Origin of the sequence: Brenneria uluponensis (assembly GCF_032395385.1) — a bacterium.
Lineage (GTDB): Bacteria > Pseudomonadota > Gammaproteobacteria > Enterobacterales > Enterobacteriaceae > Prodigiosinella > Prodigiosinella aquatilis.
On sequence record NZ_CP135917.1, the window covers coordinates 3,001,173 to 3,016,772 of the forward strand.

The following is a 15,600-nucleotide window of genomic DNA, read 5'->3' on the forward strand; positions in this document are numbered from 1 at the left end:
ACACCGCAACAATGAATGTGTCACTGGAACTTCTGGAAGAACATCGTATTTTTGGCGGCTGGCAACAGCGCTACCGTCATGCTTCATCCGCACTGAATTGCGACATGACGTTCAGCATCTATTTACCGCCGACGTCCGATGATATACCACCTCCGGTGTTGTATTGGCTGTCAGGGCTGACCTGTACGGATGAAAACTTTACTATCAAGGCCGGTGCCCAACGGGTTGCCTCGGAACTGGGACTGGTGTTGGTGGTACCGGATAGCAGTCCGCGTGGTGAGAACGTAACCGATGATGACAGCTACGATCTTGGACAGGGTGCGAGCTTCTATGTCAATGCTATTCAGCCCCCGTGGGACACGCATTACCGGATGTATGATTATATCTGTCATGAACTGCCAGCGCTGATTCAACAACACTTTAACGTCAGTGATCACCAGTCAATCAGCGGACACTCTATGGGGGGACACGGTGCCCTGATGCTGGCATTGCGCAACCCTGGCCGTTATCACTCGGCGTCGGCCTTTGCCCCCATTGTCAATCCCTGTCGGGTGCCATGGGGCAGAAAAGCGTTTACGGCATATCTGGGCAGTGATGAACAGTTGTGGCAGCAGTATGACAGTTGTGCTCTGTTGGCAAACAGCACTGAGACCTTGCCAATACTGGTGGATCAGGGTGATTGCGACCAGTTCCTGGCCGATCAACTCCAACCCGCGCGGCTGGATGATGTAGCCCGCCAGCAGGGGTATCCACTGACGTTGCGAACACAATCCGGTTATGATCATAGCTACTATTTCATTGCCAGTTTTATTGAAGATCATCTGAGATTTCACGCTAAATACTTGCAATAAATAGTCGTGAGGTGTTGTTTACCCCTAATATTAGTAACAGAATAGCATCATGGAATGTTCAGCAGGCTTGAGCTTTTCAAGTTTGCTGGGTTTCCATGTTTATTTATAGTGCGGGATATCAGGGGGAAACGTATTACGTTAACCCTTTAACCAGGGTAAATGGTGGCTGATGCCCATAGATTGACCAAAAAAAAGACAACCAGTAACATGCTCGCTATATAGTCTGTTTATTGGCTGCTTAATAACAACAGGGAGTTATCGGCTTTGCAACGCAAACGTGTTTCATCAACAGAACTGTTCTCCGTGGGATATGATCCGGAAACCAGCACACTGGAGATAGAGTTTCTCAACGGAAGCTTGTATCAGTATAAAGGCGTAGCGCGCATGATTTATGAAGAACTCATGTCGACAAGTGCTAAAAATCGCTACTATACCCGGTATGTGAAAAATTCATTTCCTTATGAAAAAATCCAATAACGTAACAGAGCGGACACCTTATCCGCTCGGTTTGTTTCTGGCTTTATCGTTGTGTATTCACCGCTGACACCACCTGGTGGAACGCCGTCAGTGATGTAGTTTCACCCAATAGCTCCTGGCGCAGAAAGTGCGTAATGTGGTTTTATCTGCCCCGCCACCGGCGGAGGACAGCGTAACTGCACGGTACAGGCATGCAGATAACGCGAGATCAGATTATTTTTTCAAAAAACGCAGAATACGGATCCCACTTTTCGTCACCAGCCTGAATAAAGGCGATATTCTGAACGAATCCAGTATTGACCACAAAATATATACCTTGGCCGTCTTGTTATAATGAGGCGATCCATGAACATCTCTTAGTGAAAGAATATTATGGTGTCGGGATATTTTTTTGATGAACCCGGCTTCAACATTCGGGATAACTTCATCCATCAGACTCTGCACATAGTACAATTTAACGTTATTGTTAACCTCTGATGCATCAATAGTAAAAGTGGAATCCAGATAATTAAACACCTGCGCCGCATCAATCACTTTAGGTATTGTATTGATAATATTATGCTCAATAACCAGCCGTGTGACATACGGTAATTTGTTATAGACATCTGCATCATGATACAGCGTGTCGAAAGGTGTTCCCACCATGGTCAACCCGCTAATTCGACTGTCGATAATACTGTTCTTATACGCAATAAAACCGCTAAAACTTAACCCGATGATATGGCAATGGCATGTTCCCTGCTCGCTGCCGAGATAATCCAATATATCACTGTACATACTGAATGATTTATCACCATACGGTAATTTATTTTCTCCAACCCCAGGCATTTCTGCCAATACAATGTTGAAATCAAACTTGTCAAACAAGTTAATAATATTTACCCATTGTTCTTTTAAAGAAATGATTCCACCACTGATAATAATCACATTATTAGACTTTTTCTTCCTTATATAACAAATCTGTTTATCATCGGAAAGGCTAACACGCGTTACTATCCCCTTGTCGATATAAAGATACTTGAATAAACGCAAACAATGTTCATAGCATGCTTGTTGCAATTCTGTTTCTGCATAGGGAAAACGACTAAGATTATAAAGTGCACAGGCCTTGACACATTCTCCCTTTTTTTCACATGCCAGCGCTGCTTCAAAAAATGTCCGGCTCCAACTGGAGTGGAGATCATCACCCAAATGATCAATCCGGCTTAAAAGATTTCGGGTTTCATCATAAACACCGAGTACCTTACTGTGTAATAAAACAAAATTCTTTAATTCATCCAATACCATAATGATTAGTCCATTGGGAAATGTTCTATATTCTGTTTTACCTGTCCCAGCAGTTGCGATGCCAGCTTCCCATCAAGAACCCGGTGATCAAATACCATGACGAGATTTGCTACCCATGCAGCCACTATTTCCTCTCCAGCCACGAGCGGTTTTTCGCTAACTGCGCCCAGCGTAAAGGTAAATGTCGAACCGGATATGGGAATACACAGATCGGGGCCGTTTTTCCCCAGCGATGTTACCGTAAAGCTTCCCCATGTTTCTGCCTGTGTTTTTGATGAACGTAGCGCCAGCTTCATCAAAATAGCGGCTAAAAAACCGGGTAGTTGCTGAATCAACCTGATTTTACGGTAGTGTTCACTTTCCTTAACGTTCTCATGCTTAATCTCTTTTAACGCTTTTTCTATATCCATAACTGTTTTTATATCGGTATTTTTTATAACCCGCGAGTAGACCCCCGATACTCCATTCAACGTTTTTTCGAGCGTCAATCTGGCGCTGATATCATTCAAACAAATCAAAGTATTACTGCTGCCAAATTTCACCATTACATTCAGATCAGGAAATTTAGCCAGAGCATCACTGATTGCCTTGATAGTAATAGCGGTCATACTGCCAAGCTTGGCGCTTTTTACAATGTGCGAGACATTCACTTCCCGTATTAACGTGATGGCCGGTATGTTTTTGGAGATTGATAAAAAAGAAAGTGTCTGATTTCTTTCCTTAGAGACTTTCTGCAACTTCATCGCTGACCACCTGGTAAATATCATGAAGTGTTGTGCATTGTAAAATCCGCTCAACATTAAGTGTGAGCTTATTTTTCTTTTCAATTTCCATTAACATATAAACAAAGGTCAAAGAGTCCCACTCTGATAAATTGGTCAAATCAATATCCACATGTTCCTTGAGCAAGGACATCCCGGTTTTAACATTAATAAAGCTGATAAACTCGTCCAGATTCATATTACTATCTCCTCTTGAATAGCAACGGAATGACTCTTTCCTGCCAAGTGATAATTATCCTGACCAACAATATTAAAAATTGTGTCCTTTGTATTATTAAAACCACAGTCATGATAAAAAGACCGAAACTTTTTGTTTTTTTCAGTCGGAATGAATGCAGCTTCTATAATATTGATACTTTTTTGTTTACACAGATCAAACAACCATTGTATTGCAGCGAACTCCACTTGCCGACCAAATATCCGGCAACTCATGATGAAGTTATCAACATAACAACGTTCATTCGAGAATCTGAGAAACATAGCACCTATCGTGCCATAATCTCCAATGTTATCATGGCAATTTAATGTAACAATCAGGTTGTCGCTGTTACGGTTGAATTCAGCCACATCATTCATGCTCATTCGCCTGGTCGTCATATTAAACTGATTAGTTCTCAGTGTGAGCTGTGATACTCGATCAAACGTAGCATCATCAATCCTTCGGATGCTAAGCGTCATATTCAGACTGGCAAGAAAATCGTTGTTATCCGCATAGTTCTTTCGCATTTCTGTGCGGATTTTGTTCTGCGAATACGTCAGATTCCGTAGCCGGTCATCATTACTGATCGTTTCACGTTGAAAATAATCCCGGGCAATAATCCACGAGACATTCTCAGCAACGTCACCAGAGAAATCGACCACTGTAATTTCCGGACATCGAGTTTTGACCTCTGCGCATTCATAACCAGAATCATCAATGAACATCATGTGTTCTATTGATATATTCAACTCTTTGGCTATCTTGACGATATTGGTGCTTTTCTCATCCCAGTTAGCACTGATGACCGAAAATTTATCGAGTGAGATCTGTAATTCGTTTCTTCTGCGCTGAAACACCGCCTCGACATTTTCCAGGTTATTTTTACTGCATATCGCCAGAATAATGCCCTGATCGTACAAACTACTCAAAAAACGCTGGTAACGTAAAAATCCAGTACCGACCTGTTTATCGCTGATAATGATGTTATCGATACCATCATCAGCTAACGTGCCTTTCCACAGCGTATTATCCAGATCGGTGACCACACATTTAATGGTTTTCCCCATGGTCATTCGTAATGTAGAGGAAATCGATCTGGCCATGTCATCCAGTGTACCAAGGCCGACGGACAGCCCCAGCAATTGCGCCAGCTTGCCATCTTCAGCACTGCCACCCGCCGTGTTGAATTCTTGGATATCAATCACCGTGATATGACTGCCGATATGAGATTTTGACTGAATAAAGGCGTTGAAATCATTGAGCAACGACTTTATCTCGGCTCTTTTATTCAATGCGGTATACTGCTTTAAAACAACTTCACTGATATGAATCGTATTTATAAATGTATGTGCTTTACAGGTCTGGGTTGAAAAGTTCAGCACATACTCCAGTCTGTCCTTATATTCTGTGATTTTTTCTCTGATAACATCAGCTGACCGTGCGCAACCAATCCCATCTTCGATAAATGTGCCATCAATAATATAGACATGAAAATGTGCATTAAAATCACTGATCGCATCCATATTACCCAATATATGGGGGAAATAGTTGCTGTATACCTCATCATAAAACTCAGGAAAACATCCCATTTTGCCGATATTATAAGTAATCAGATCATTCAACGCTTTATGGTTGAAGTCACTGAATATTACGCCCCTAACAATACGTTTATCAGTAGAATCAATTTTTTTAGAAAGCGCTATTTTATCTAATGCTGTATCCTTTTCCATAAAAAATCCCTCTATTATTAATACACTTTCCTATAAAATTCCCTTTTTATTTTTCAGAATAAAACCACCCGACAGCCATCGTGACGACTCGACAGATACACCAATAGCTGTTTCATTTGGAGAGGAAACGTCACTAAATTCCTTTAACTGGAAAAATAATGCCGCATTTGCTGTATTGCCTATCTCATCAACCAGGCTGAATATTTCATTTGGTTCATAATCAGTATCAGACAATATTTTCTTAACCATACTCCCCGATAATTGTGGTGGCATGAGCCAATCTGCTTTTTTGTTTAATGAACTGGCTAAACCCTCGATCATTTCCTTTGTTATTTTAGGAACAAGACTTTCTATAAGTTTATACTCCTCCATCAGCATAGGCCCATAATCGATATCATTTCTTATTCCCCGCCAGTTCGCAAGTTGCCCCACATTCTCATCCAGACCGAGATACTTAAAACAAATATCAACTAATTCAATACCGGCACCATCAGCCGTATCAGAGATAATACACCCTCCGACACCATCACCAAACAAGGTATAATTTACTATCTCTTTCATTTCTTTCTTCCTTGTATCGTCACTGAAGAAATCAAGAAACTTAAAAGCGCACTCTACGCCGATAACAATCCCGCGGCGCAATGAGTTTTCAGGTGCAGAGACCAATTCACGGGCGAGCTTAAGCGCCTGTATTGCGCCGGAACAGCCCGACAAAATCTGATAGGTTTCTACATTTTTCATTCCCACCAAAAAACAAGCTTGATTGACACTGGTAGGAAGAAGGTAATCAGGCGTGGCGGATGAAACAATAACGAAATCTATCTCGTCTTTTGAAATATGATGATTTGATAATAATTTTTTAATTACTATCGATACCAAGTCAGCCGATGTTGAAGTTGGTTTTCCTGTATTTATATTTGCAGTGAAATGTCGACCAATGTTACCAAATAGTTTCTTTATCAATTCTGGTTTGAAACCAATTTTCTCACCAAGCTCATTATTAGTAACATTAGGTCCTGGCAAATACGTCTCCACCGCATTAATATAAACGCTCATTTGTGATCCCTCATTTTTAAGCATGAAATAAAACTCGCACACATTATGTGCTTTTGCAACTGTATTTCAACAACCATCAGAAAATCCTATTTCTAAAAACAGATATAATGTGCATTCGTTTTTAAATTATTATCAAGATAATAATTTCATATCATATACGCCCTACAGATAAAATTATAGCCAAAAAAATATCAATAACACTGAATTATATAAAGTTATATTGAATTATTTATGGATAGAAAAATCGATAAAAGTAAAAATAATGAAATAAAATATATTTATTTCATTATTGAAACAGAAAAGAAACAAAATATTATATTTATAATCCACACATTAATATCCGCATCATTATTCCACAAAAATATAGTCATGAAATAGTATTATTATATAATAATGCGTATCTAAAATATAAATATTTCCGGGATACAACAGATACGATGCCTTCCATCCATAAGCGACATGCGCTAAGCCCTCATTGTAAAAAAAACAAAAAAACGTGACACATGTCGCATTTCTAAGTTGAATTGACTAGAATGCGCTGTCCGTTATACCTATACCTGTTCAGGAAATACCTATGGAATCCGCCATTCCATCACGCTCCACAGCCTGGATGCGCGTTGTCACCCTGGCTATCGCTGCCTTTATTTTTAATACCACTGAATTTATCCCTGTTGGGCTACTGAGTGACATCGCACAAAGCTTTTCCATGAGAAGTGAGGATGTCGGACTGATGATCACTATCTATGCCTGGATAGTGGCCGGGATGTCGCTTATCTGTATGTTGCTGACCAGCAAGATAGAACGTCGTAAGCTGCTGATTGCCTTGTTTAGCCTGTTTATCGTCAGCCATATTCTCTCCGCAGTGGCCTGGAACTTCACGGTTCTGATCATTTCACGTGCCGGAGTAGCACTGGCCCACTCGGTTTTTTGGTCAATTACCGCGTCGTTGGCCATTCGCATGGCGCCACCGGGGAAACGTGCTCAAGCGCTAAGCTTGCTGGCGACCGGTTCAGCATTGGCCATGGTGTTCGGTCTACCGCTGGGCCGTATAGTTGGCCAGTATCTGGGCTGGCGCGTCACCTTTATCGCCATTGCGGTTGGCGCCACCATTGCCCTGATTCTGTTAGCCCGCTTGCTACCGGTACTGCCAAGTGAACATTCCGGCTCACTGGCCAGCGTACCAATGTTGTTCAAGCGTCCGGAACTGGTCACCGTATATATGCTGACCATTATGGTCGTGACAGCAAACTTTACGGCTTACAGCTATATCGAGCCCTTCATACAAAACGTGGCTGGACTGCCGGGAAGCTTCACGACGCTGATACTCCTGTTATTTGGCGCAGCAGGTATTCTGGGCAGCGTGTTGTACAGCCGTTACAGCGAGCGTTTTCCATCCGGCTTTATCATTGGCGCTATGGTGATGCTGCTCGCCAGCCTGCTGTTATTGTTGCCGGCAGCCGGTCATCCGCTTAGCCTGACGTTGCTCTGTGTGATATGGGGAGTATCGATTATGGCTATCGGTCTATCCATGCAGTCCAAAGTATTAAATCTGGCACCGGATGCCAGTGATATCGCCATGTCTATCTTCTCAGGTCTCTATAACTTTGGTATCGGTAGCGGTGCCTTGCTGGGCAATCAGGTCAGTCTGCATATCGGCATGGATAAAATCGGTTATGTCGGAGCGCCACTGGCATTGATAGCCCTTGGCTGGTGCCTGTTCAGCTTCTACCACAACACACGACTTGTTAATTTTCGGATGAAGAAAGCACACAACCCGGATGCACATTCAATCCGTTAAGCGCCATATTTAGGATTGTACGACCCATATCGCACCCCAAAATAAATATCCTCCGGCATAGCCGGAGGTTTTTCATATGCGCCTATAAGGCTCTGTTACCAGCCGCGCCCTAACAGGCGCATCGCGATCTGACATTTGCATCTATGGATTACTTACGGCCCGTAAACGGGCTACCCGGATATGGGATCGAGAGTTGCTCACCCAACTTATCTTGCTCCAATTGGTGCTTTATGTATTCTTGTATCTTCGATGTATTCTTTCCCACCGTATCTACATAATACCCTCGACACCAGAATTCTCGATTTCGGTATTTAAACTCCAAATCGCCAAATTGCTCATAAACCATCAGGCTACTCTTACCCTTCAGGTATCCCATAAAACTCGACACACTCATCTTCTGCGGGATCTCCAGAAGCATATGGATGTGATCCACACAACATTCTGCCTCCACGAGGTTCACGTTTTTCCATTCACACAACTTTCTTAATATGCCGCCAATTGCCCTACGCTTTTCTCCATAGAACACCTGCCTTCGGTACTTCGGCGAAAAAACGATGTGATATTTACAGTTCCATCGGGTGTGCGCTAAGCTCTTTTCGTCCCCCATGGGACCCCCTTTCAATTTTTTGCTTAACTTTTGCAGTTGCCAGACCGCAAGGTGTTTTAACAAATCGAAAGGGGTTTTTATAACCGACTTATAGCTGAAAGCTTTACGGAACCCCCAGCCTAGCTGGGGGTTTTCTATAGACAAAAAAATGCCAGTCAGCTAATGTGACTGGCATTTGAATCCGGGATATCACGCCTATTAAATCAACCATCCCTTGATAGTCAATGCATTACCACCAGTCTCAATCCGATACGTGATTGACCGATGTTTCAGGGAATGTCATTTCTTCGTATTTCACGACGCGTGTACCTTTCAGCAGCTTATATCCAAACCAGATAACCAGAAACAGCGGGATACCGATGTAAGTCGCGGTGACGGAATACCAGTCGATCTTATCTGACAGAAATGCCTGATAATTCTGGCCGAGGGTGATAATCAGGCACAGCACAAACGCAAAAACCGGTCCCAACGGGAATAAACCGGAACGGTATGGCAGTTCGCCCAGATCACGCCCTTGCTTAACATAACCACGCCGAAAACGGTAATGGCTGACGGCAATCCCAAGCCAGGCAATAAAACCTGTCATGCCCGACGTATTGAGCAACCATAGGTAGACCGTCTGATTACCATACATCGAACTCAAAAAGCAGAGCGCGGCTACTGCGGTGGTCGCATACAGTGCATTACGCGGCACGCCACCGGTGGACAATTTGGCGAACAATGCCGGCGCTTTACCTTCCGTCGCCAGGTTATACAGCATCCGGGTAGAAGCATACATCCCCGAGTTCCCGGCTGACAGCACGGCAGTCAGGATAACCGTGTTCATCATCGCCGCCGCAGATAACAAACCAGCGTTCTGAAACACCAACGTAAACGGGCTGACGCTGATGTCTTTCACGTCGTTACGCAGCAGATTGGGATCAGTATAAGGAATGATCAAACTGATAATCAGAATAGCGAGAACATAGAACAGCAGGATACGCCAGAACACCTGTCGGACAGCACGCGGAATGTTGATGTGCGGATCTTTAGATTCACCAGCAGCAACACCGATCAACTCGGTTCCCTGGAAGGAAAAACCGGCGATCATCGCCACGCCAATCATGGCAGAAAATCCACCGACAAACGGCGCATCGCCAATCTGCCAGTTATGCCACCCCGCATGCTCGCCACCCCGTAAAATACCGACGATCATCAGGATACCCACGCCGATGAAGACCACGACGGTGACGACCTTAATTAAAGAGAACCAGTATTCTGCCTCACCAAAACCTTTTACCGAAATGGCATTCAACAAAAACATCACTGACAAAAATAGTGCGCTCCACACCCAGCCAGGAAAATCCGGAAACCAATAGCCCATCACCAATTGTGCCGCCACCAGTTCCACTGCGATGGTGACCGCCCAGTTATACCAATAGTTCCAGCCCAGCGCGAAACCGAAGCCTTCTTCTACATATTGTGCGCCGTAGGTGGAAAAAGAGCCGGCAACCGGCATAAAAGCGGCAAGCTCGCCGAGGCTGGTCATTAAAAAATAAACCATCAAGCCAATCAGCGCATAAGATAATAACGCGCCTCCAGGCCCGGCCTGAGAAACCGTAGCACCGGAAGCCACAAATAAACCGGTACCAATCGAACCACCGATCGCGATCATGGTGAGATGCCGTGCTTTTAGCTCACGGCGGAGCATGGTGCCCCCTTCTCCCGGGGCTTGAATATCATACTGAGCCATTAGAATCCTGCATGCTCTTACAAAAATTGAGGCCGGATTGTAACAAATATGCCTGAGCTTAATAGCGGCGAACACCAATTATAAGAGAGCTTAATAACTCCATGGCTATCATAAGAAATTCATTTGGTCACAATATTCTTGAAGGAAAAAGGGCTACGCCGCCTGACAATATCCCAGAAAACATTGCAGCACACTGGAAAGATGTTTCTGCCGGTGATGTACCAGGTACAGGGTTCGGACCAGCCGAGGCAACGGTATTGGCAGCTCAACCAACGTCCCCGCCGCGAGTTGCTCGGCGATGACATGCCGGGATAAGCAGCTGATGCCAATGCCGTGCCGCACCGCATGTTTGATCGCCTCAGAGTTCCCCAACTCCATCACCAGACGGAAATGAGGCAGGCGCGTTAGCAATAGGTGGTCCAGAACTTCACGTGTACCCGACCCTCGCTCTCGCAGGATCCACGGTGCATCAGCCAGGTGTTGAAGTGTAAATGTCTCATTAATCAGCGGATTTCCGGGAGCACAGAACACCACCAGTTCATCTTCCATCCAGGGTGTGGTAATCAGATCCGGGTGATGGCACGGTCCTTCGATCAACCCCAGGTCTACACTCAACGTCGCCACCGCCGTGACCACATCCTGGGTATTACCCACATGTAACTCCAGGGGGATATGCGGGTAATCCTGGCGATAGCGGGCGATCATTTCGGGCATTAAGTAATTGCCAATGGTGCTACTGGCATAAATGCGCAACGCACCATTGCCTTTACGAAATAACAACTCAATCTCAGAGGATTGCTCCAACAATGACAGTGCTTTGGGATAGAGCAGACGACCATGTTCATTCACCACCAGTCGCTTTCCTACACGATCAAACAACTGCACCCCAAGTTGACTTTCCAAATCAGCCAACGCGGCACTGACGGCCGATTGAGAAAGCGATAACACGACGGATGCCTGAGTCGTCGAACCGCTTTTCAACACTTCAGTAAAAACTTCCAACTGACGTAATGTTATATGCATAGTGGGCTCTTATCGTAAATATCTATAGGTTATAAATATATAATCGATTTCTCTTTTAAGCACTCTGATTATAGGCTGTGCACTCAGCTCGATATATTCATAATAGGAACTGCCATGCTTTCTCTTGCTTCCAGGGTATTGCTTCAAAAACCACGATTTGCCGTCAAACACATCGCTACCGGTATGATACTGATCAGTTTGATGACCGTATTGATGATCTGTCTGGCCAACCAACCGACTATCGCCACCTGGGGTCTTGGCTCCCTGACGCTGGCTATTTTGGGGGGCATGGTACTGGGAAATACAGTTTATCCCCGGTTACATCCCCGCTGTGATGCTGGAGTACAGTGGGCAAAACACCACTTGTTACGATGGGGTATCATTCTGTATGGCTTTAAACTCAGTTTTCAGCAAATTACTTCAATTGGCGCAACTGGTATCACCATCGATATCCTGACGTTAACATCCACTTTTCTGCTCGCCTGCTGGATTGGGCAACGGTGGTTCAAGCTTGATCAGCAAACGGTATTATTGATCGGTGCCGGTAGCAGCATCTGCGGTGCTGCGGCAGTTCTCGCCACCGCACCGGTATTAAAAGGCCCCGCGGATAAAATAGCCGTTGCCGTTTCTACCGTCGTTATTTTTGGCACTACGGCCATGTTTCTTTATCCCTGGATTTATCACTTCATTCTTCATTATAGCGGCAGCTTATTTACCCCGCAGACTTTCGGCATATATCTTGGCTCGACCGTTCACGAAGTCGCTCAGGTGGTTGCCGCCGGTCATGCCATTAGCCCGGAAACAGAGAATGTCGCGGTAATTGGCAAAATGTTGCGAGTCATGATGCTGGCCCCCTTTCTACTGATCCTCAGCTTTTGGCTGAAACAGAAACAATCAGTGACGGAATCCACCGAAAAGGCCGCACCGTTGATTTTCCCTTGGTTCGCCCTGGGCTTTATTTTGATGGCGGCCTTTAATTCCTTTGCATTATTGCCCACATCATGGGTAAAGGGCATTGTTCACCTGGATAACATACTGCTGACCATGGCTATGGTCGCATTAGGTATTGCTACCCGCTTCAACGCGGTAAAACAGGCTGGTCTCAAACCCATTCTGTTAGCACTGTTGCTGTTTATCTGGCTGATTTTCGGCGGGGCCGCTATCAATCTGGGAATAGAACATCTATTTGCGGCATGAGTGTCGCAGGGATTTACCGCCTGACCATCAGACAATGCCATAATGCACGCACCAGCAAAGGAGAAAACCATGAAATATGTCGGTGCTCATGTCAGTGCATCCGGTGGTGTCGATCAGGCGGTAATCCGCGCCCATGAACTCAATGCCACGGCGTTTGCGCTATTTACCAAAAATCAGCGCCAATGGCAGGCGGCGCCGCTTACACCGGAGATTATCGGGCAGTTCAAAGCCGCCTGTGCCCAGTATGGCTATACATCCGCGCAAATACTTCCTCACGACAGTTATCTGATTAACCTGGGTCATCCGGATGATGAAGCACTGCAAAAATCCCGTATCGCATTTATTGATGAAATGCACCGTTGCCAGCAACTGGGACTGACGATGCTCAATTTTCATCCCGGTAGTCATTTACGCCAGATAACGGAGCGTCAGTGTCTGGCGCGGATTGCGGAATCCATCAACATTGCCCTCGAAGCAAGCCAGGGTGTCACCGCCGTGATCGAAAATACCGCCGGTCAGGGCAGTAACCTGGGATTTCGCTTTGAACAGCTGGCGGAAATTATCCACCAGGTTGAAGACAAAAGCCGGGTAGGTGTCTGTATTGATACCTGCCACGCATTTGCGGGTGGTTATGATCTGCGCACCGAAGCCGATTGTGACCATACGTTTGCCGAACTGGAAAACGTAGTAGGTTTCACATACTTGAAAGGGATGCATCTCAATGATGCCAAAAGCGAGTTCGGCAGCCGGGTTGACCGCCATCATAGTCTGGGAGAGGGCAATATTGGCAAAACGGTGTTCAGCTATATCATGCGTGATCCTCGTTTTGATGGCATTCCACTCATTCTTGAAACGATCAATTCCGCTATCTGGGCAGAAGAGATCGCCTGGTTGAAAGCTCAGCAGTCCGGCAACTGACCCCCTGAGAAAATGTTATCACCGCCGATGCTCTACTATTTCATTACGTAAACACCAATGTCATTCCCGTGAAAACGGGAATCTATCTGTTAATCAATTCGTTAGTATCAGAATGGATTTCCCTCTACACGGAGATGGCAAACATCGCGTCCTTGCCATCAAACGCAAACGCGCCAATCTATTTAGACTGGCGCGTTTGAAACAACATCTCTGTGTGACTAATACTTATAACAAATCAATATCAAGCGGCTTTCATCAACTGCGCGTCAGTGCGTTTCAGCACAGCGTACAGCAGACCGGTAACCACTGTCCCTGCCAGGATCGAAAGCAGGTAACCGAACACAGGTGTAATTGCACCTGGAATCAGCAGTACGAACAGACCACCGTGTGGCGCCATCAGTTTGGCATCGATAGCCATCGACAACGCACCGGTCAGTGCGCCACCCAGAATACAACTCGGGATTACACGCATCGGATCGCGGGCAGCATACGGAATCGCCCCTTCAGAGATGAAGCACAAGCCCAGAATCAGCGCGGCTTTACCCCCTTCACGCTCGGTATCCGTAAATTTCTTCCCGGCTACAATGGTCGCCAGCCCCATTGCCAGCGGTGGCACCATACCAGCCGCCATGACCGCCGCCATCGGTGCATAAATATGACTACTGAGCAGCGTGGTACCAAACACATAGGCAACCTTGTTCACCGGACCGCCCATATCGGTACACATCATGCCGCCAAGGAGCGCACCCAAAATGATGGCGTTTGCGGTTCCCATGGTTTGCAGCCAGTTCGTCAGCCCGGTCAAAATCTTCGCAACCGGTGTCCCTACCACATAAATCATGATCAGACCGGTAATCAGCGTAGCGATCAGCGGAATAATCAGGATAGGTTTCAACGCATCCATACTTTGTGGCAGCTTCACATGATTATTGATTGCGCGGGCCAGATAACCAGCCAGGAAACCAGCAATAATACCACCGAGGAAACCTGCACCCGTGCTGACCGCCAGCATACCGCCGACCATACCAGGTGCCAGACCTGGACGGTCAGCAATCGAGAAGGCGATATAACCTGCCAGTACCGGAACCATCAGTGCAAAGGCCGAACCACCACCGATCTTCATCAGTGCCTCAGCCAACGTTCCTGGTTCTTTAAAGGCAGTAATACCGAACACAAACGACAGTGCGATACACAAACCACCGGCTACCACGACCGGCAGCATGTAGGACACACCGGTCAACAGGTGACGATAAGGACCGGTACCGCCTTTCTGAGATCCGCCAGTAGAGGCACTACTGCCTTGACTGGAAGGCTGATACACCACGGCTTCTACCGCTGCCTTGTCCAGCTCTTGCGCCGTTTTCTTCAGCGCCAGTCCGGTTGAGGTACGGTACATTTTTTTACCGGCGAACTTACTCAAATCGACTTCGATATCGGCCGCCACAATCACCAAATCAGCCTGTTCGACCTCTTCTGGTGTAATGGGGTTACCGGCACCTACGGATCCGCGAGTTTCTACTTTAACCCACCAGCCACGTTTTTTAGCTTCGGTTTCAATGGCTTCCGCTGCCATAAATGTATGAGCGACACCGGTTGGACAGGCGGTGATCGCCACAATGCGCTTCGCCGCTGAAGGCGTAGCCGCCGCGATAGGTGATGCTTGATACGGTTTGGATTCAGCTTTGGCTTTTTCCAGGAACGCATCTGGCTGGCTAAGTGCCAGCTCTACATCACCGACATACACATTTTTGCCATTCAGACCACTGTCTGTCTGTGCCGTAGCACCCAACACAATAGCCAGTTCAGCATCTGAAAGTTGTTCGGTAAGAGTAAGACCCGCTTTCTCAGCGGCAGAGCCGAGTAGGTTCTTCACCAGACGGCTTTTCGCCAGTCCCAGTGATTTATCTATTATCAGCAGCGTTTTCATCGTTCATCTCCTGCTG

Annotated in this window: 14 protein-coding genes; 5 read left to right on the top strand and 9 right to left on the bottom strand. The window is 45.9% G+C overall.

The window, feature by feature from the left end; all coding sequences use genetic code 11:
- Window positions 1-11 precede the first annotated feature (11 nt).
- Both fghA and RS889_RS14040 read left to right on the top strand, forming a co-directional pair.
- Window positions 12-851, top strand: a complete 840-nt coding sequence (gene fghA, locus RS889_RS14035) for an S-formylglutathione hydrolase (protein WP_315707718.1) — start codon at window positions 12-14, stop codon at window positions 849-851.
- A 264-nt stretch (window positions 852-1,115) separates the two neighbouring features.
- Window positions 1,116-1,328 carry a KTSC domain-containing protein gene (locus tag RS889_RS14040; protein WP_021015535.1) on the top strand — a complete coding sequence of 71 codons (213 nt, stop codon included), beginning with the start codon at window positions 1,116-1,118 and terminating at the stop codon, window positions 1,326-1,328.
- Window positions 1,329-1,541: 213 nt separating this feature from the next.
- Here the strand turns inward: RS889_RS14040 and RS889_RS14045 are convergent, their stop codons facing one another.
- The 5 genes from RS889_RS14045 to RS889_RS14065 are packed head-to-tail and all read right to left on the bottom strand — an operon-like array spanning window position 1,542 to window position 6,382.
- Complete coding sequence (locus RS889_RS14045) at window positions 1,542-2,615, bottom strand: alpha/beta hydrolase family protein (RefSeq protein ID WP_315707719.1); 1,074 nt, start codon at window positions 2,613-2,615, stop codon at window positions 1,542-1,544.
- A gap of 5 nt (window positions 2,616-2,620) precedes the next feature.
- Entirely contained in the window at window positions 2,621-3,358 is a 738-nt protein-coding gene (locus RS889_RS14050; protein WP_315707720.1) for a 2-oxo acid dehydrogenase subunit E2, read from the bottom strand.
- Window positions 3,336-3,575, bottom strand: a complete 240-nt coding sequence (locus tag RS889_RS14055) for a phosphopantetheine-binding protein (protein WP_021015532.1) — start codon at window positions 3,573-3,575, stop codon at window positions 3,336-3,338. The genes RS889_RS14050 and RS889_RS14055 overlap by 23 nt, the downstream gene beginning before the upstream one ends.
- Entirely contained in the window at window positions 3,572-5,326 is a 1,755-nt protein-coding gene (locus RS889_RS14060) for an HAD-IIIC family phosphatase (RefSeq protein ID WP_315707721.1), read from the bottom strand. Before RS889_RS14060 ends, RS889_RS14055 begins: the two co-directional genes overlap by 4 nt.
- Window positions 5,327-5,356: 30 nt before the next feature.
- Window positions 5,357-6,382 carry a 3-oxoacyl-ACP synthase III family protein gene (locus RS889_RS14065; protein ID WP_315707722.1) on the bottom strand — a complete coding sequence of 342 codons (1,026 nt, stop codon included), beginning with the start codon at window positions 6,380-6,382 and terminating at the stop codon, window positions 5,357-5,359.
- Window positions 6,383-6,956: 574 nt separating this feature from the next.
- Here RS889_RS14065 and RS889_RS14070 point away from each other — a divergent pair.
- Window positions 6,957-8,180 carry a sugar transporter gene (locus RS889_RS14070; RefSeq protein WP_315707723.1) on the top strand — a complete coding sequence of 408 codons (1,224 nt, stop codon included), beginning with the start codon at window positions 6,957-6,959 and terminating at the stop codon, window positions 8,178-8,180.
- 148 nt (window positions 8,181-8,328) lie between these two features.
- Here the strand turns inward: RS889_RS14070 and tnpA are convergent, their stop codons facing one another.
- The 3 genes from tnpA to yieE form a co-directional block, all read right to left on the bottom strand.
- Window positions 8,329-8,787, bottom strand: a complete 459-nt coding sequence (gene tnpA / locus RS889_RS14075; RefSeq protein WP_315711063.1) for an IS200/IS605 family transposase — start codon at window positions 8,785-8,787, stop codon at window positions 8,329-8,331.
- A 241-nt stretch (window positions 8,788-9,028) separates the two neighbouring features.
- Window positions 9,029-10,519, bottom strand: a complete 1,491-nt coding sequence (locus tag RS889_RS14080) for an amino acid permease (protein WP_315707724.1) — start codon at window positions 10,517-10,519, stop codon at window positions 9,029-9,031.
- A 153-nt stretch (window positions 10,520-10,672) separates the two neighbouring features.
- Entirely contained in the window at window positions 10,673-11,542 is an 870-nt protein-coding gene (yieE, locus tag RS889_RS14085; RefSeq protein ID WP_290182491.1) for a DNA-binding transcriptional regulator YeiE, read from the bottom strand.
- Between the two features lie 114 nt (window positions 11,543-11,656).
- Here yieE and RS889_RS14090 point away from each other — a divergent pair, with 114 nt between their 5' ends.
- On the top strand, window positions 11,657-12,739 hold the full coding sequence (locus RS889_RS14090) for a YeiH family protein (RefSeq protein ID WP_315707725.1): 1,083 nt from the start codon (window positions 11,657-11,659) through the stop codon (window positions 12,737-12,739).
- A 69-nt stretch (window positions 12,740-12,808) separates the two neighbouring features.
- Window positions 12,809-13,657, top strand: a complete 849-nt coding sequence (gene nfo, locus RS889_RS14095; protein ID WP_315707726.1) for a deoxyribonuclease IV — start codon at window positions 12,809-12,811, stop codon at window positions 13,655-13,657.
- Window positions 13,658-13,898: 241 nt separating this feature from the next.
- Here nfo and fruA read toward each other — a convergent pair whose 3' ends face one another.
- Window positions 13,899-15,584, bottom strand: a complete 1,686-nt coding sequence (gene fruA, locus RS889_RS14100) for a PTS fructose transporter subunit IIBC (protein ID WP_315707727.1) — start codon at window positions 15,582-15,584, stop codon at window positions 13,899-13,901.
- Between the last annotated feature and the right edge of the window lie 16 nt (window positions 15,585-15,600).